This is a genomic window from Brevibacillus sp. RS1.1, assembly GCF_013284365.1.
Taxonomy (GTDB): domain Bacteria; phylum Bacillota; class Bacilli; order Brevibacillales; family Brevibacillaceae; genus Brevibacillus; species Brevibacillus brevis_D.
Map to the genome: position 1 here is coordinate 1 of NZ_JABSVA010000013.1, position 17,577 is coordinate 17,577.

The window sequence follows — 17,577 nt, forward strand, 5'->3', positions numbered from 1 at the left end:
TTTTTATATGCGGGTGTAGTTCAATGGTAGAACTCCAGCCTTCCAAGCTGGTCGCGTGGGTTCGATTCCCATCACCCGCTCCATATGTTTACGAGAAACGAGAAACCGAAATGGTTACTCGTTTTTTTGTGTTTTTGACAAAGCTTGTCCGACAGGTTATTTATGCAAAATCATGTCGAGTTGAGTCATTTTGCTTTCCGGGGCTACAATATAGAGGTAGAGAATGAAATGAACGAAGGAAAGGGTGGCACTTTTATGAACAAAAACATGAGCATTGTTGGTGTACCGATGGATCTAGGTGCAGACCGCCGCGGAGTTGATATGGGGCCTAGCGCAATCCGTTATGCAGGTGTTGTAGCACGCCTGGAAAAGATGGGCTTCAATATTGAAGACCGCGGAGATATTTTTGTAACGCGCCCTCATCACTTCACCGAGACGGAAAACCATAAATACCTGGATGAAGTCGTGGAAGCCAATGAAAAGCTTGCCAATGTTGTAAGCGATATCATGACTGCTGGTCGATTCCCGCTCGTATTGGGTGGAGATCACAGTATTGCCCTTGGAACCATTGCGGGTGTGGCTAAGCACGTAAAAAACCTGGGTGTCATTTGGTTTGACGCTCATGGTGATTTGAATACAGGTGCCACTTCTCCATCGGGAAATATTCACGGTATGCCCTTGGCAGCGAGCTTGGGGTATGGGCACGAGCGTCTGACGAACATTGGGGGATATACACCAAAGGTAAAGGCAGAAAACGTGGTCATCATCGGTGCGCGTGATCTGGATCAAGGTGAGCGTGAATTGATCAAGCGTATCGGGATGAAGGTTTTCACCATGCATGAAATTGATAAGTTGGGTATGGCTCGAGTCATGGATGAAGCAATCGCGCATGTGTCTAAAAACACAGATGGCGTGCATTTGAGCCTCGACTTGGATGGACTTGATCCACATGATGCCCCGGGAGTAGGGACGCCAGTAATAGGTGGTATCTCCTATCGTGAAGGGCATGTCTCATTGGAAATGCTGGCAGATGCAGAAATTCTTTGCTCGGCAGAATTCGTAGAGGTCAACCCGATTCTTGACCGAGAAAACATGACGGCTCGCGTTGCAGTCGCTTTGATGAGTTCCGTTTTTGGTGATAAATTACTATAAAATAAATGAAGAAGATCATGAAAAAAGAGAGGCTTTTGGCCCTCTTTTTTTGTTTTACCGCATCTTTACTTTGATGAGGGAAAGCTGTACATTCTAAGGATGGAGACGCAGTTTATTTAATAGCTGATCCAGTTGTACACTTAGTGTAACTAATTCTGGAGTAATGCAGGCTTGTTTTTTGTATTGATCGTTGAGTTCTTTTCGCAGCATTTCAATCTCGAGGAGAACGTCTTTTTTTGACAATCGTTGCACTCTCCTTTCCACCCGTATGATAAATGAGCTATCATTACTTATATATAGAAGAAAGCAATACGCTTATTCCTCTATTTCCCAACAAAATATCCGCACAAACACAAGATTAAAAATGAAACCATATGCAGTATCATCCGTATATAGGATTACGGTATTGTGGGGAGGATCGCATGGATTTTGTAGAGAAACGGTTGACTCAGCGGGCAAAGCGCGGAGACCGTGAAGCTTTTGCGGAGTTAATCGAGATTTATAAAGACAAGATATTTCAGCTCGCATATCGTATGGTGGGAAACCGTCAGGATGCAGAGGACATCGCGCAAGAAACATTTTTGCGTGTCTATGCCAATTTGCATTCATACGATGACAGCTATAAGTTCTCCACGTGGATCTACAGGATCGCGACCAATCTATGTATCGACCGTGGCCGGAAAAAACGACCTGACTTTTCATTGGATGAAGAAACCGAACCAGGGCAAGGCCTGGACTGGTATTCACGCCTGTCTTCTAACGAGCGAACACCGGAGGACAAAGTCGTAACGCAGGAGCTGCAAGAGACTGTACAAGATGCTTTGTCTCACTTACAGCCCAAATATCGCTCGATTATGATCTTGCGTTATATCGAGGATTTGTCGTTGCAGGAGATCAGCGATATCGTAAAGCTTCCCATAACGACAATCAAGACGCGTATTCACCGAGGAAGGGAAGCATTACGCAGCAAGTTGCGATTGATGTGAGAAAGGAGAAAATCACGATGGAATGCCGGGATATGATTTGCCTCATCCACGAATATCTAGATGGGGACACTGATGAATTAGCCAATCTGCAATTGCAAGCACACATAAAGACTTGTGTGAGTTGTCGTCAGCATATGCATGAGTTGCAGAGAGCCATCGCTTTTGTTCAAAGCGCTTCACATATTCATGTCTCTTCTGATTTTACAGCTCGTGTACTTGCGCAATTGCCTGCGCCGACGAAAGCGAATCTGTTATCAGGATGGCTTCGTAATCATCCGTTTTTGACAGCTGCAGCGGTATTTCTCTTTTTGATGACCGGCAGCGTACTCAACAGTTGGTTTGATCAGGATGACACTCTACAGGTATCCTCTGCTAATTTGGATAAATTAAAAATAGATCGTGAACGCAATGTCGTAGTTGTACCAGCAGGAACCAATATTGATGGAGACTTGGTTGTCCGCAACGGAAACGTAGATGTTCAAGGCCATGTATCAGGAAATGTTGTGGCTATTGAAGGAAAAGTGTTCGTGGCATCTACCGCCCAAGTCGTGGGAAATACCGAATCGATCGAAGCGATCGTAGATTGGATCTGGTATGAGGTGAAAAATATTGGAAATGACTTGCTTCCGATCTTGCCATAAGAGAAAATAGAGAGTACAGCTATCAGAGCACGGCAGTGGAGCCGTGCTTTTTCCGCAGGAGATAGACTGACTTCATTAGATGGAGCGAGATATGGGGGCTTCGTTATGATATCGATATCCATGGATTATGGGGATTTGCTACGGTATGCAACGGATATTTTACTCGTTACATACGTGTTCTATAAAATCATTATGCTTATTCGCGGGACGCGCGCTGTACAATTGCTGAAGGGGATTATGGTCATCGTCATCACATGGTTCCTCAGCAAATACTTCCAGCTCACGGCACTACACGCGCTGATGAATCAAGCATTTACATTCGGGGTTTTGGCCGTTGTCATCATCTTCCAGCCGGAGTTACGTCGAGCACTGGAGCAGCTTGGGCGAGGCAAGCTTTTTTCCCGTTCAAGCAGTACGCAGGATGAAGAGGTAGTTAGCCGCTTGGTTCAAGAGGTGGGCAAATCGGTTACGTACATGGCCAAGCGTCGCATTGGTGCATTGATCGTCATTGAGAGAGAGACGGGTCTGAATGACTACGTGGAAACGGGTATTGGCATTAACGGGCGAGTCAGCTCGGAGCTGCTGATTAATATTTTCATTCCGAATACACCGCTGCATGACGGTGCAGTCATTATGCGAAAAGACATGATTATGGCTGCTGCCTGTTATCTTCCACTGTCTGAAAACAATTCCATCTCCAAAGAGTTGGGGACGCGCCATCGAGCGGCAATAGGGCTAAGTGAGGTTTCCGATGGCATTGCGATCATCGTATCTGAAGAGACTGGACAGGTGTCCTTTGCCGCGCATGGAGCAATGAATCGCAATCTGACGGAGGCGCAACTGGCAGAGATGCTGACAGAACAGCTTCAGCCTCTGTCCAAAGGCAAATCCATGGGAAGTCGTTGGCAATGGAGGCGAAAACATGGATAAATGGTTAAACAGTCACTGGTTTGCACGTGCTGTTGCGTTGCTTTTGGCTATCATGACGTGGATGATTGTCAATCTGGAAGCCGAACAAACGACGACTCCTGAGGCAAGTCAGCCAACTTTTATTGATAGTGTCAATTTGCATGTGAAATACGATACCGATCGTTACCAGGTGGTCAAGCAGCAACGAACGGTAAAGGTCGCCCTGGAAAGTAATAATCCTTTTTATCGACACAATTTCTTCCCAGAGGAATCGTGGGAAGTGTATGTCGATGCGACGAGCCTGGGCAAAGGAACACATCGTGTACCTGTCCAGTACAAGGGATTCCCGGATGAAGTCAAGGTAGGGATCATCCCGAATATCGTGGAAATTACCTTGGAAGAGAAGAAGACCGTTGAGCGTGAAGTTTCTGTGGAGAAATTGGGACAGGTCGCCCCTGGTTACACGGCTGGAGAACCTATTGTAAAGCCGTTTAGAGCACTTGTAAGGGTACCTGAAAGCCAAGTGAATAAGGTAGCAGCAGTTAAGGCATCGGTTGACCTGGAAGGGGCTACTTCCGCAATCAAAACAACGGTTCCGCTCAAAGTCGTGGACAAGTCTGGCAACGTGATTCAAGGTGCCGATGTAGTGCCACTTACGGTAGAAGTGAACATTCCCGTAACGAGTCCGTTTGCCAAAGTGCCAATCAAATTAAACTTGACGAATGAATTGCCGAATGGCTATAGTTTGGCTAGTATGGGTATGAATGTGGAAGAGGTCACAGTCTATGGACCGAAGGAAGTCATTGATGGCATCAAATCCAACACTTATCCAGGGCCGGAAATCGATCTCAGCAACATTACATCAGATCGCGATATAGAGCTAAAGATACCGTTAATGGATAATATTGTGAAGGTAGAGCCGGAGTATTTAACCGTATCGCTGAAAGTCGTTCCATCAACGACCAAGCGTTTGGATAAGATTCCGATTCGCATTAGCGGGCTATCAGAAAGCATGGAAGCAAAGGTACTATCCACCGATGGCCAGGAGATGTCTACAATCGACTTCGACGTAATCGGCGCTCCAGTAGTGCTGAATCAGTTGAGGCATGAAGACTTGCAGGTCGTAGCAGATGTCAGCAATATGCCGGCTGGTGTGTACGAAGTACCATTGAATTATATTTTCAATCAGTCGGAGTATATCAAGACTTCTGCGGGCGCACCGAAAAAGGTCACAATTCAAATCACGAACAAGCAAAGGTAGACATAAGCTGTTGTGTGCACAAGGAAGGAAATGAGGGACAATCATGGGGAAGTATTTCGGAACAGACGGTGTACGCGGTGTAGCAAATACACAACTGACACCCGAACTGGCATTTAAAATCGGACGCGTTGGCGGTTACGTTCTCACCAGACACAAGCAGGAAGGGAAACCAAAAGTGGTGATTGGGCGCGATACGCGCATTTCCGGTCAAATGCTGGAAAACGCGCTTTTGGCTGGACTGTTATCGGTTGGAGCAGAAGTGGTCAGATTGGGTGTTATCTCCACCTCGGGGGTAGCGTATCTCACACGTGCACTTGGTGCAGATGCTGGAGTTATGATCTCCGCCTCTCACAATCCGTTTCCGGATAACGGAATCAAGTTCTTCGGCAGCAACGGTTTTAAACTGTCCGACGAAGTGGAAGCTGAAGTAGAACAGTATTTGGACGCGGCAGAGGATACGATGCCTCGACCAACAGGCGAACAAATCGGGACGGTTCTGGAATTCCTGGAGGGTGGACAAAAGTACCTCTCTCACTTGAAGAGCACCGTATCCGAGCGATTTGACGGTCTGAAGGTAGTTCTGGACTGTGCAAATGGTGCTGTCTCATCATTGGCAGCTCGTCTGTTTGCGGATGTGGACGCTGAAGTCATCACGATTGGTGCGAATCCGAATGGAATCAACATCAATGACCAGTGCGGTTCAACGCATCCTGAACGCTTAGTAGAAGAAGTTTTGAAGCATAAAGCTGACTTGGGTCTATCCTTTGATGGGGACGCGGATCGCTGCATTGCAGTAGATGATAATGGTGAAATCATCGATGGCGACTATATTATGGCGATCTGTGCGCGAGCGCTCAAGGCTAAAGGAAAGCTCAACAACAATACAGTTGTCACGACCGTAATGGCCAACATGGGCTTCTTCAAAGGGATGGAAGAGTGCTCCATCAATACAACGAAGACTGCTGTTGGGGATCGCTATGTAGTAGAAGAGATGCTGCGCGGCGGCTATAATCTCGGTGGCGAACAGTCTGGTCATATCGTCTTCCTGGACTACAATACGACAGGAGACGGTCTGTTAACGGGTCTGCAGCTCTTGAACATCATCAAGGAGTCTGGCAAGCCGTTGTCCGAGCTCAAACAAGTGATGGTCAAGTATCCGCAGCTTTTGATCAATGTCCGTGTAGAGGACAAGTCAAAGCTGAATGGTAATGAAGCTATTGCGCAGGCGATTCGTGAAGTAGAAGAAGATTTGGCTGGCAATGGTCGCGTTCTGGTTCGTCCGTCTGGAACAGAGCCAATCGTACGTGTCATGGCAGAAGGTCCAGATGCTGCACAATTGGAAGGGCTCGTGAATCGGATCGTTGACGTGGTCAAACAACAATTAGTGTAAAAGTAGTGTAAAAAGTTTCAGGGAGCGGTTTCGATGCCGCTCCCTTTTGCATACAACTACAATACGACGACGAAATGTTGTCGCTCTTCACAATCTGTGGTACAGTGTTCATGTGCGCTAGCACCAAGAAAGAAAAACTTGGGAGGGGTTGTGCAAAAAAGAATAAGCACGTAAACCAAATGCATACCATTGGAAAGCGCCAGCACTGAGGCTGCCCGACATGGAGCCCAGTGGACGAGGTGGAGGTTTATCGAAGCATTCGGCGGATACCTCCCGGCAGCAGTATCACTGCCGCAGAGCGCAGGGACAAAACATCAGGGTGATCTGATGGACAAAACCTTGTGTGTGATACGTTTTTTGCCATTGCCGAAATAGATGAAACAGTATGATCATAGAAAAAACATGGAATGGCGGGGGACTCACCCCCGTACCATTGTTCGGGTGGAAGTCCCTCGCCAAATTGGAAGGGGACCATACACTTATGTGCGGAATCGTTGGATATATTGGAAATAAACAAGCGCAAGACATCGTTATCGGAGGACTTCGCAAGCTGGAGTATCGCGGCTATGATTCAGCAGGGGTTGCTGTCGTGAATGAAAACGGCTTGGATTACTCAAAAGCGCAAGGTCGTCTGGCTGTTCTGGAAAGTCGTTTGGAGTCGAAGCCATTGACTGGTTCTATGGGAATCGGGCATACACGTTGGGCGACACACGGAAAACCGTCTGACGAGAACTCCCACCCACATACAGACGAGAAAGCGGCTTTTGCAGTCGTTCACAACGGGATTATCGAAAACTTCCTGCCATTGAAAGAAGAGCTGCTGGCAAAAGGCTACAAGTTTACCTCTGAGACAGATACCGAGGTTATCGCTCACTTGCTCGCTGACATGTACGATGACGATATCGTTTCTACAGCGCGTCGTGCTGTACAACGTATGCGTGGTGCCTATGCATTGGGAATCATGACGGAGCACGAGCCAGATAAGCTGGTAGCGATTCGTTTGGCTAGCCCGTTGGTAGTTGGTGTGGGTCAAGGCGAGAGCTTTATCGGCTCGGATATCCCAGCTATTTTAGAGCATACACGTGACGTGTACATTTTAAACGAAGGCGAAATGGCTGTGTTGACACGCGATGGTGTGGAACTGATGAACGCAGAGACCGGCGAGAAAATCGAGCGGGAACTGTTCCATGTCGAGTGGGATCTGGTACAAGCGGAAAAAGGCGGATATGATTCCTTCATGCTCAAGGAAATGCACGAGCAGCCTCAAGCTGTTCGCGATACCATGGGTGCCCGCATTGACGAGGACAACAAACGAGTGATTTTGCCTGAGCTGAAAATGAGCGATGCGGAACTGGCGACATACGATCGTATCTACATCGTGGCATGCGGTACTTCCATGCACGCGGGTCTCGTCGGTAAGGATGTTATCGAAAAATGGACACGCGTACCTGTAGAGGTAGCAGTCGCTTCCGAGTTCCGTTACCGTGATCCGATCTACACAGACAAGACACTGATGATCGTCATCAGCCAATCCGGTGAGACAGCAGACACGCTGGCTGCTCTGCGTGAGGCGAAAAAAAGCAACGTGAAGGTGTTGGCTATCACCAACGTGGTAGGCAGCTCCGTAGCTCGTGAAGCTGACGAAGTGATCTTTACGTGGGCTGGTCCAGAAGTAGCGGTAGCATCTACGAAAGCATACACCTCCCAAGTCGTTGCCCTGTACTTGTTCAGCCTGTATTTGGCTCAAGTAAAAGGCACCATGGCGGCTGCTGAGGTTGCTGAAGTGGTTGAGCACCTGAGCGAGATCCCTGGCAAAATCGCTTCCATGCTGAATGACGATGATCAAATTCGTCGCTTTGCAGAGGGCACGAAAGAGGTAAGCAGCCTGTTCTTCATCGGCCGTAGCCTCGACTATGCGGTATCGCTGGAAGGCTCTCTGAAGCTGAAAGAAATCTCTTACATTCACTCCGAGGCGTATCCAGCTGGTGAGCTGAAGCACGGTACTCTTGCGCTGATTGAAGATAATGTTCCAGTTGTAGCTTTGGCTACGCAACCAGACATCTACGAAAAAACGGTAAGCAACATCGTGGAAGTAAAAGCTCGCGGCGCTCATGTACTGGGCTTTGCGACTGAAGGCAACCACGACCTGGCGAAGAGTGTGGATGAGGTCATTTACATGCCAGCCACTCTGCCAATGCTCACACCGATTCTGACCGTCATTCCATTGCAATTGCTTGCTTACTACGCTTCTGTCGCTCGCGGCCTCGATGTGGATAAACCACGTAACTTGGCGAAGAGTGTGACGGTTGAGTAAGGGTTGAAGGGTTAATAAGTCGAGTGATTCATTACAATAAAGTATTGTTCTTGAATTATAAATACAAAAAAGTATTGTTTTGTTATATGTTCAGTGACATTATAGTTAGTGTCTGGACATTAATGTAAGTGTTTTGACAATATAGTTGGTGCTTTGACAATAAAGTTAGTTTCTGCTTAAGTGGAAAGCATTTAGACAGTTAGTCACAATGACTAAAAAGCACAGGATACCTCCTGTGCTTTTTTATTTTGGTTTTGACTCTGTGTAGACTGTAAAATAAAGTTGTAGACCGAAAAATAAAGTACTAGACCGAGAAATCAAGCGTTAGACTGGCGGTCAGCTATTCTGGAGATTCGTTTAAGATCAAGTGTGGGGAACCGTATCACAAGTGATGGTAAACACCATCAGACAAGAAATAGTACTCGATAGTAGCTTTATTAGCAGATTAAGGTAATAGTGATAGCATAGGGAGTTTACTTTTTTGGGGAAGAGTCGCAAACTGTAACTCGTAACACACACTTTACAAACTTGACCACACTTAGAAGGCTTATTCCACTTGTTGAAAATGGAGTGAGCTTTTTTGTATGCAGAAAACTACCTAGGAGGATGAAGAACAATGTCAAAATGTGTATCGGCAGTAGAGGAAAAGGTGGGTTTACTTGCCCAGGCGCAAGTGGAATATATTTCTCCACCTCCTCGTCGTGCGCTCCGGCCTGCGTGAAGAACGTCATCAGGTAGTCGTTATCGTACAGTATGGCGACTTTGTACGATTGGAGCCCATCACCTACATCGAGTATTTCTACGTACTCGGGGTGACTTCCAAGCAGTCCTCCGTTTTCATGGTCTAACCCCACGTTGCCAAGATCTCGAATGTTGTCACCGGCTTCATGAACTACGATGTAGCCCTTCCGACCAAACGAAACTCGGTTGCCTCTTCTTCCTTCTGCTCATCTCTAAGTTGTAGTAAATACTCCTCAACCTGAAGGAGAAGTTCCACTGGAAGTGTCACAGCAAGTCGTAAGACTACAAGGTCTTGCTGTGTCTTGATGATTCTCATTCATCTGTCCCTCCTAAAAATGAAAATAACCTCTCGAAAAAGGGGTCATGGTTATGATATATGTATAACCATTACGAACACTGTTCTTGACGAACGGTGTTCGTAATGGTATAACTGAAATGTGCTTATTAGAGCTCAATAAGCATGCTCTGAAATTTATACAGAAAGAAGTGAGAATAATCGATATGGGGTCAGCAAATAAAACAGCAAGTATGCAGTCAGAATTTTCATTGAAAAAAATATTACCGGTGCTGCTTGCAGTGACTTCGGGAATGTTCCTCGTAATCTTGGACAGTACGATTATGAACGTGGCAGTACCGAAATTGGTAAGCGCCTTTGATACCAATCTCAGCACCATTCAATGGGTCATTACGGCCTATACTTTGTCATTATCAGCTATTATTCCGCTCGCAGGTTGGTTCTCGGACCGTTTCTCGTCAAAACGGATGTTTATGACGAGCATCGTGTTATTTGTGCTTGCTTCTGTCTTGTGTGCCCTGGCGCAAACGCCTGAGCAACTGATCATCTTCCGTATCCTTCAAGGACTCGGAGGGGGCATGGTTGCCCCGATTGGGATTGCAACGGTATTCTCCGTTTCGCCTCCCGACAAACGTGGTTCAGTCATGGGGATTCTCGGGATTCCGATGCTACTCGCACCGATTCTCGGTCCTGTTCTGTCTGGTTGGCTTATTGAGTTTATAAATTGGCACTGGATCTTTTTCATCAATGTGCCGGTTGGGTTTATCGCGTTACTAATGGCATGGAGATATCTCCCTACAGCGAAGCCGAAGCACAACAGCAAGCTCGATGTAGTCGGCGCAATCTTAGCTCCGATTTCCTTCGCCTCACTGGTCTTCGCGGTTCACCAAGCTGGTGAGAAGGGCTGGTCGAATGCATGGACGCTTGGTTCACTCATATTCGGTATCGTCATGCTTACAATTTTTATCTGGCATGAATTGCAGCAGAAATATCCTCTGCTGGAGCTTAGGGTGTTCCGCTCTCCGGCATTCGTACATGGAATTCTCGTCGCGTGGCTAAATCAGATTGCTTTGTTCGGCAGCATTCTGTTGTTCCCTCTTTATTTGCAGCAGGTTAAGGGCCTTTCGCCGCTTGAGGCTGGACTGTATGTCATTCCACAGGCAATCTTGTCAACGGTGGGAATCAACCTCGGTGGCAAATTGTTTGACCGTTACGGAGTTCGGCCGGTTGCCATTATGGGCATTCTGTCTCTATCTGGCTCATTGCTCGCATTGACACAAGTTACTGCTAATACCAGTCCGTTGTACATTATGTGTAGCTTTGCCTTTGCAGGACTAGGCCAAGGATTGACGATGATGCAGATCAATACTCATGTGCTCAAATCGGCTCCGAAGGAACTAGTCAGTCGCGTGACACCGATAACAACTTCAGCCCAGCAAATCATGTCATCCTTCGGAGTGACGATTACGATGGCTTTTCTAGCTGAAAAGATTAGAGAACTACCTTCCCAGCATACTCTCAATCAGTTGGGGTATGCTTTCGGTTCCACGTTCTGGATCACTCTGGGGTTTGCGATTGCGGCATTAGTACTCAGTTTATTTTTTGCAAAACGTATAGAAAATAAGACTGCCTCACCTCAATCGAAATAGCGTTAGCTTATCAGCAGAGAGAATTTGTATTCTGCGGCCTTGGACGAAAAGAACGGAGTTCGCAATAAAGATATTTCACTTTGATAAACGACAAATATGCTGAGGAGATGTTTACAATGACAACAACTACTAAAGATCAAAAACGTATCGCTATTATCGGAGGAGGCCCCGGCGGATTAACGCTTGCGCTCATTCTTCAACATCATGGCATTCCGTCCGTCATTTATGAGCGGGAGCTGGAAGACAAGAGTCATGAACGCGGAGGTTCCCTTGACATTCATGAGGAATCCGGTCAACAGGCGCTGAAGGAAGCCGGACTTTATGAGGCTTTTCAAAAAGTAGCTCGTTATGAAGGGGAGGACTTTCGCCTATTCGATAAGACTGGAAAATGTTTTATGGATGAAGTAGCTGATGAGAATGCTCCAGGAGGGCGGCCAGAGATCGACCGTGGCGTACTTTGCGATTTACTCTTAAGCAAGTTGGACCCAGCGATCATCCGCTATGGGTATAAGCTAGACAAGGCCGTTTCACTATCCAATGGCATGACAGAGCTTCATTTCGAGAACGGGTTCGTCGATACCGCGCATCTTGTAGTTGGAGCGGACGGTGCTTTCTCCCGTATTCGTCGGCTGCTTTCGGATACGGATGTCAGTTATTCGGGACTAACCATGTTAGAGCTTAATGTTGAGGACGCTGCTAAACGCTATCCTGATTTGGCTGCATTCAACCGTCGTGGCAAAGTGTTTGCATTGGACGATCACAAAGGTATTTTGGGGCAGTTGAATGGTGATGGGCGCATTAAGGTCTATGCGAGCCTGTGGGTGGATCGGGAGTGGCTCGAAACAAGCGGTATTAGGTCTGAAAATCCTCAGGAAGCGAAAGCAAAACTACTGGAGATCTTCCAAGATTGGGATGAGTCACTCAAAAATTATATCCGCTACGCGGCTGATGCTGTTCTTCCAAGACGGATTTACATGTTACCGGTTGGATTCAAGTGGAAAAGGAATTCCGGTGTTACGCTGATCGGTGACGCGGCCCACGTCATGTCTCCGTTCGCTGGTGAAGGCGTTAATATGGCGATGCAGGACGCAATGGAGCTTGCACTTGCGATCGTACGGAATGAAGATCAAGCAAAAGCGATCGAGGATTATGAGGAGAAGATGTACGCCTATTCTTCGGAGATGGCTCGTGAGTCAAACGATAATCTCGTCCTGTGCTTCTCGGATGATGCAGCCCGGAAGCTTAACGAGCTTATGAATTCGTACCATGAGCAGTATAACGAAGCGAAATCGAGCCTGAAAAGCGGATTTACTATTCGCTTCCGGCATGATATAAGAAAAGTATGATGAAACCTAAACGTAAAATTGTAAGTCGCCGGGCTCGTCCGGCCAAAGAACCGCTCAGTCATGAGTTGATTGTAAAGACCGCCTATGAGTTGTTGAAAGAAGAAGGCACCTCAGGCATGAGCATGCGGAAGGTGGCCAAAGCACTGGACACCGGACCTTCCTCGCTCTATGTTTACGTAAAGAACTTGCAGGAGTTGAGCTCCTATGTGCTGGATTATGGACTTGGGGAGCTCGTGCTGCCAGAGCTAACGGAAGGCAATTGGAAGGAACAGCTTTTCCGGGCTTTGGATGCGTATGTGATGTTGCTAATCGAGCAGCCTGGACTTGCGGAGCTATCACTTCAGGCAATTCCGGTAGGGACCCATGCATTCCGGTTGAATGAATACCTACTTACGGTCCTGCACAAGGGTGGTATTACGTCCACTTCCGCTGCTTGGGGAATGGATCTATTATTGCTGTATGTTTCCTCAGTCGCTTTCGAGAAGGCCGCTAGGTCCAGGCATGGAGAGGAACAGATGAATGCCATCCAACGTTCTTACCAAGCTTCAGATCCGGTTCGTTTCCCGCTCATTCACAGTCTGAAAGAGGAGTTGTTTTCCGGAGACACCGTTTCGAAGGAACGGTTCTATTGGGGGATTGAAGTGATCTTGAACGGTATTGTGCAAGCTAACGGTTTGCAGCGGAGCTAGATCAGTTGTTGGACGGTAACGGCTTACTGGTTTCCCTTCAAGAGCGAATTTTTGAACAAAGCGAGAACAAAGAAAGGGCCATCCCAACGAAGGATGGCCCTTAAAACTTGCCGTTACAGACAGCGCGGAGAACCGTATCACAAGTCAAAGCTGTTATTTAACTAACGGAAGATAGCTCAATAATACAGCGGCAGTCTAAGACTTTATTTTCGAGTCCTAGTCCGCCACTGCTTCTTTTACGGGGGGCAGTCTAAAACTTATTTTACAGGGACTGCCGATTTTGCTACTCAAAATTGAGTGCGACAATCTGTGATGCACCGTGGTTGCCGTAGTCAGACTAACGGGTGGGCTCTAGGCACCATGTGATTCATTACAATAAAGTATTGTTCTAAGCAATAAACTATTGCTCCAAGATAACTTCTAACAATAAAGTTATGTTTTAAACGAAATAAAGTTGGCAGTAAAAATATAAGTTTAGTTAATAATTAATGTTGTCACTTCTTATATCTAAGTTTATCACCTGATTATAAGTAAAAGTGACAAATGACATCTGAAACCTGTTATGACAAATGGTTGTCATAACAGGTTTTTTTTGAACTTTCTAATGTTCAAAGAAAATAATGTTTTAGACTGAGAAAATATAGTATTAGACTGACTATCGGACATTACGCTAACGGGCAGTTTAGCGGAGCGAATGTGAAGGCTTTTCAAAACAACCAAAGAATTATTAATTGAACATAAGTAGCCGCAAAGGAAGGGAAATAACCATGACATTTACTGAACTGAAAGGCAATAGAATATCGTTAGTTCCACTTGAACTACAACATGCAAACTCGTTGTTTCAATGCTCAAGGGACGACCGCGTTTGGGAGTATCTCCCCAAAAAGATTCATACAATAGCAGATATGCAACATTTCATCTCTACGGCAATTTTAGGCAGGCAACGTGGAGAAGAGTTCCCATTTGCTGTATTCGATAAACAACTTGGCAAAATAGTTGGAATGACGAGATATTTACGAATCTCATCAAATGACAAAAGTCTTAATATCGGGTGGACGTGGTATTCCCCCGAGGTTTGGAGAACGGCTGTAAACACGGAATGTAAATACCTATTATTAAAGTATGCATTTGAACAATGGAATGCTGTTCGCGTTGAAATAATAACGACCCCAAATAATAACCGCTCTCAAAAAGCTATTGAACGGTTGGGGGCAAAAAGGGAAGGGATTTTAAGAAAGAAATATAATGGATTAGATCATGTCGTTTTCAGTATTATTGATGAGGATTGGCATGAAGTTAAGAACCGCCTTGAGGCTTTTTTGTGCGTTGACTCTGAACGGCTGAACTAACGGGTACGAGAGCTCAACAATTAAACGAAAAGGCAGCCGATTGAAACCGGCTGCCTTTTCCACGCTAACGGGCAGGATAGTTTGGAAGCCTGAACCATGTTAGAATGTCGGTGACATTAAATTGCAGAGGAGTAAAGCTATGCTGGAGCTAGTAAAGAACGTGCTCGAAGACATGGATAAACAGCTTACCCGTATTATGAAGAGCTTGGATCACCTCGATAATGATTTGATTTGGAAAAAGCTGAAGGTTTCGACAAACAGTATCGGAAATCTTTGCTTACATTTAGCAGGAAATGAATATCAAAATTTTGTAAGTGCAATCGGTAACAAACCGTTTAGTAGTGAACGCTCTCGACATGAATTTGACCCCGAAGGGAGTATTACTAGAGATGAATTGAAGATTCTTCTATTAAAAACACGATCCGAATCAACAAGTACATTATCGATCCTATCTGAGAAGGATTTAAATAGAGAAGTCATAATTCGGTATACTCTAGAGGATTGGAACAAGATGCATCGAGTTAACGCGTCGGAAGGCGAAACTTATGATGTAAGAGTCATTAGAATTCTGCTTATTCAGGTTGCTACTCACTATGGTTATCATGCGGGACAAATTGTACTCCTCTCCAAATTACTGAAAGATATTAAAGAAAACATAACCGGTCAGTACCATTAGTCATTAAACTAACGGGATCGATAGCGTAATAAAACAGCGGCGAGTCTAAGACTTTTTTTCAGGTCTTAGGTCGCTGCTGTTTTATTATTCGGGTTCAGTCTAAAACTAATTTTTCTGAGTCTGGAGATTTTTTTATTCAAGAACTACATAGAGTCAACAACTCCAGTCTATTACATTATTTTCAACGAACATCTAAATAATTGTTAGTACTCAATGTTTTAGACTGATGTGTTTTGTAAGTAGAAAATGCTCAGTTTTGCAGCCAAAATTGCCTAAGCACTTGCCAGCTGTTTGAAACTAAACAGGAATCCTATCCATTGCTTGCTTGAAGCGGAAACTCTCACCCGTAAATGAGAGAATATGAGCGTGGTGCACCAGACGATCAACGAGCACCGAAGTGAGCTTCGTGTCTCCAAACACCGATGTCCATTGGCTTGTAGACGATCTTTTCGCTCTGTCAGATCCTTCACGGTCACATACGCCTGCAAGATCTCTGGCAACATACGGAGAAACTGCGAGTGAGTCACGCTGCGGGGTTTTCTCAGCCATCCAGCGCACACTTGCGACCACGGAATCTCAACAGTTCGTCCCGTATAAGGTCTTGCTACTTCCCGAATCTGCTGATGTTGGCTGTTTAGAATAACAAGCCGATCCCAAAATGTTTGGATCAGTACCTCGCTGCCGGGCGCTGCCATCCCCAGCAACAAGAACCATCATTTCACCCACTCGAATCTCTCCGTACTTGTTCACCGCTGCAGCACTCAAACGAAAAGCCTATTGATCAGCATATTTTTTGGCAGTCCGCCAGTGAACACTCACGCGTTCTGCAATCTCTTTTACCGAGCATCCTGCTACTTCGCGTAAAAACTTGATATAGTGTTGTTGAGGCATTTTCAGCATCCTTTCTATTCTCCCTTCGCTAAGTTGTCGCAAACCTAACGGGAGGAGGAAGTAGTGATGCTGACAAGTGCCTTTTTTGTGTCTGTCATGAGCATTTTTACGCTGCAATATTAGGCATTTCTATTGTGCAATAAACAGAAAGGATGCCTTGTACATGTTTCCTTACATCCAAGAATTTCATCACTTTCCTATCCCGCTTATCGGTAGGGAAGTTTTAGAAATATCATACGAAGACATTGAAAAGGGCATAGGAAGGATTTTATGAAACTAGTAGGATAACAAATATCTGGGGTAGCGCCAATGCCCATCAAATACACTTAACTGACTCCCTCAGTTAGAATCTCAATCATGCAGTTTATGAAGGGGGTACAACGGAATCGTGGACAAGCTCTTTTTTTAATTCACTTTTAATTTTTCACATGTATAGTTTTATTGTGGATCGATCCGCGATAAATCCTTTTGCATTCTCCTAGCATTTCGATAGGCTAAAAAAGGTGGAGAGTGCTCAAGATATGTATAGTGACCTTTTTCTACTAGGTCATTCCTTGCATGCGAAATGGAGGTTCAAATATGAGAGTTTTACTTGCGGAAGATCAGCTTCTTCTTGGCAAAATCATCGCCCATATGCTGAAGGAAAAGGGCGGACATGACGTCAAGTGGGTAACGAATGGCCAAGAAGCCTATAACCTGATCATCGACTCCTATTACGATGTGCTTGTCTTGGATTGGATGATGCCGCAAAAAGACGGAGTCACCTTATGTAAAGAATTGCGCGAACAAGGGTATTCAGGTGCGATTCTAATGCTAACCGCAAAGGATACGCTGGAGGAACGAATCGAAGGACTCGATGCGGGGGCCGACGATTATTTAGTCAAGCCGTTTGAGTCGGATGAGTTGCTTGCCCGTTTGCGTGCGCTGTCACGCCGGAATTTTGCCCCGATCCAGGAGGACATCATCGAGGTGAACGGAATCAGGATGAATCGGTCCAAGCAATCCATCACACGCGATGGCGAGGAAATCCAATTGACAGGAAAGGAATTTGCTTTACTCGATCTATTGGTGCGCAATCAGGGAACGGTGCTGACCCGTGACTTGATCCTCGATCGTATTTGGGGGGGCGAAATGGAAGTTGCAAGTAATTCGGTTGATGTCTACATTACGTTGCTGCGAAAAAAAATTGATGCACCCAGTCAAAAACCGCTGATCCGAAGTATCAGGGGGGTAGGGTACGTCATTGAAAAATCATAACAGAGAACTTTTTCGAGGCACAAGAAAACGG

The 17,577-nt window shown here is 45.8% G+C and carries 17 protein-coding genes, 1 tRNA gene and 1 pseudogene; 15 read left to right on the forward strand and 4 right to left on the reverse strand.

All coding sequences use genetic code 11. From position 1 onward, the window contains the following. Positions 1 to 9 precede the first annotated feature (9 nt). Positions 10 to 83: transfer RNA gene (locus HP570_RS26060), tRNA-Gly, on the forward strand. A 172-nt stretch (positions 84 to 255) separates the two neighbouring features. Further along, positions 256 to 1,152 carry an arginase gene (gene rocF / locus HP570_RS26065; protein ID WP_064203430.1) on the forward strand — a complete coding sequence of 299 codons (897 nt, stop codon included), beginning with the start codon at positions 256 to 258 and terminating at the stop codon, positions 1,150 to 1,152. 93 nt (positions 1,153 to 1,245) lie between these two features. Here the strand turns inward: rocF and HP570_RS26070 are convergent, their stop codons facing one another. Continuing rightward, the gene (locus HP570_RS26070) at positions 1,246 to 1,404 is read right to left on the reverse strand and encodes an aspartyl-phosphate phosphatase Spo0E family protein (RefSeq protein WP_007725277.1); all 159 of its coding nucleotides are present in this window, start codon (positions 1,402 to 1,404) and stop codon (positions 1,246 to 1,248) included. A 170-nt stretch (positions 1,405 to 1,574) separates the two neighbouring features. Here HP570_RS26070 and sigW point away from each other — a divergent pair, with 170 nt between their 5' ends. The 7 genes from sigW to HP570_RS26105 all read left to right on the forward strand — a co-directional run bounded on the left by sigW (position 1,575) and on the right by HP570_RS26105 (position 9,501). Continuing rightward, positions 1,575 to 2,138, forward strand: coding sequence for an RNA polymerase sigma factor SigW (sigW, locus tag HP570_RS26075; protein WP_016742677.1), 564 nt, complete (start codon positions 1,575 to 1,577; stop codon positions 2,136 to 2,138). Between the two features lie 17 nt (positions 2,139 to 2,155). Further along, entirely contained in the window at positions 2,156 to 2,779 is a 624-nt protein-coding gene (locus tag HP570_RS26080) for a zf-HC2 domain-containing protein (protein WP_016742678.1), read from the forward strand. Between the two features lie 105 nt (positions 2,780 to 2,884). Then, entirely contained in the window at positions 2,885 to 3,709 is an 825-nt protein-coding gene (gene cdaA, locus HP570_RS26085; RefSeq protein WP_016742679.1) for a diadenylate cyclase CdaA, read from the forward strand. Next, positions 3,702 to 4,949, forward strand: a complete 1,248-nt coding sequence (locus HP570_RS26090; protein ID WP_087349885.1) for a CdaR family protein — start codon at positions 3,702 to 3,704, stop codon at positions 4,947 to 4,949. The genes cdaA and HP570_RS26090 overlap by 8 nt, the downstream gene beginning before the upstream one ends. Positions 4,950 to 4,992: 43 nt before the next feature. Continuing rightward, a complete protein-coding gene (glmM, locus tag HP570_RS26095; RefSeq protein WP_173627630.1) occupies positions 4,993 to 6,339 on the forward strand; it encodes a phosphoglucosamine mutase in 1,347 nt (448 codons plus the stop codon). Positions 6,340 to 6,820: 481 nt separating this feature from the next. After that, positions 6,821 to 8,653 (forward strand): glutamine--fructose-6-phosphate transaminase (isomerizing), encoded by a 1,833-nt coding sequence (gene glmS, locus HP570_RS26100; RefSeq protein ID WP_173627631.1) that lies wholly within the window; start codon positions 6,821 to 6,823, stop codon positions 8,651 to 8,653. A 659-nt stretch (positions 8,654 to 9,312) separates the two neighbouring features. Continuing rightward, the gene (locus HP570_RS26105; RefSeq protein WP_163852832.1) at positions 9,313 to 9,501 is read left to right on the forward strand and encodes a hypothetical protein; all 189 of its coding nucleotides are present in this window, start codon (positions 9,313 to 9,315) and stop codon (positions 9,499 to 9,501) included. 44 nt (positions 9,502 to 9,545) lie between these two features. Here the strand turns inward: HP570_RS26105 and HP570_RS26110 are convergent, their stop codons facing one another. Further along, a complete protein-coding gene (locus HP570_RS26110) occupies positions 9,546 to 9,710 on the reverse strand; it encodes a hypothetical protein (protein WP_173627632.1) in 165 nt (54 codons plus the stop codon). 185 nt (positions 9,711 to 9,895) lie between these two features. On the opposite strand from HP570_RS26110, the gene HP570_RS26115 reads away from it, so the two are divergent. From HP570_RS26115 to HP570_RS26135, 5 genes are all read left to right on the forward strand, one after another. Continuing rightward, positions 9,896 to 11,338: an MDR family MFS transporter gene (locus HP570_RS26115; RefSeq protein WP_173627633.1), complete on the forward strand. Its 1,443-nt coding sequence runs from the start codon at positions 9,896 to 9,898 to the stop codon at positions 11,336 to 11,338. 116 nt (positions 11,339 to 11,454) lie between these two features. Continuing rightward, positions 11,455 to 12,684: an FAD-dependent oxidoreductase gene (locus HP570_RS26120; RefSeq protein WP_173627634.1), complete on the forward strand. Its 1,230-nt coding sequence runs from the start codon at positions 11,455 to 11,457 to the stop codon at positions 12,682 to 12,684. Then, positions 12,681 to 13,373 (forward strand): TetR/AcrR family transcriptional regulator, encoded by a 693-nt coding sequence (locus HP570_RS26125; protein WP_164824320.1) that lies wholly within the window; start codon positions 12,681 to 12,683, stop codon positions 13,371 to 13,373. The genes HP570_RS26120 and HP570_RS26125 overlap by 4 nt, the downstream gene beginning before the upstream one ends. Before the next feature lie 767 nt (positions 13,374 to 14,140). Beyond that, positions 14,141 to 14,722 carry a GNAT family N-acetyltransferase gene (locus tag HP570_RS26130; protein WP_173627635.1) on the forward strand — a complete coding sequence of 194 codons (582 nt, stop codon included), beginning with the start codon at positions 14,141 to 14,143 and terminating at the stop codon, positions 14,720 to 14,722. 139 nt (positions 14,723 to 14,861) lie between these two features. Then, complete coding sequence (locus tag HP570_RS26135) at positions 14,862 to 15,398, forward strand: DUF1572 family protein (RefSeq protein ID WP_173627636.1); 537 nt, start codon at positions 14,862 to 14,864, stop codon at positions 15,396 to 15,398. A gap of 297 nt (positions 15,399 to 15,695) precedes the next feature. Here HP570_RS26135 and HP570_RS26140 read toward each other — a convergent pair. After that, positions 15,696 to 15,833: pseudogene (locus HP570_RS26140) on the reverse strand (ATP-binding protein); the annotation flags it as partial. A gap of 339 nt (positions 15,834 to 16,172) precedes the next feature. Continuing rightward, the gene (locus HP570_RS29845; protein WP_256436281.1) at positions 16,173 to 16,298 is read right to left on the reverse strand and encodes a hypothetical protein; all 126 of its coding nucleotides are present in this window, start codon (positions 16,296 to 16,298) and stop codon (positions 16,173 to 16,175) included. A 570-nt stretch (positions 16,299 to 16,868) separates the two neighbouring features. Here HP570_RS29845 and HP570_RS26145 point away from each other — a divergent pair. Further along, positions 16,869 to 17,546: a response regulator transcription factor gene (locus HP570_RS26145; RefSeq protein WP_015891304.1), complete on the forward strand. Its 678-nt coding sequence runs from the start codon at positions 16,869 to 16,871 to the stop codon at positions 17,544 to 17,546. Positions 17,547 to 17,577: the final 31 nt, after the last annotated feature.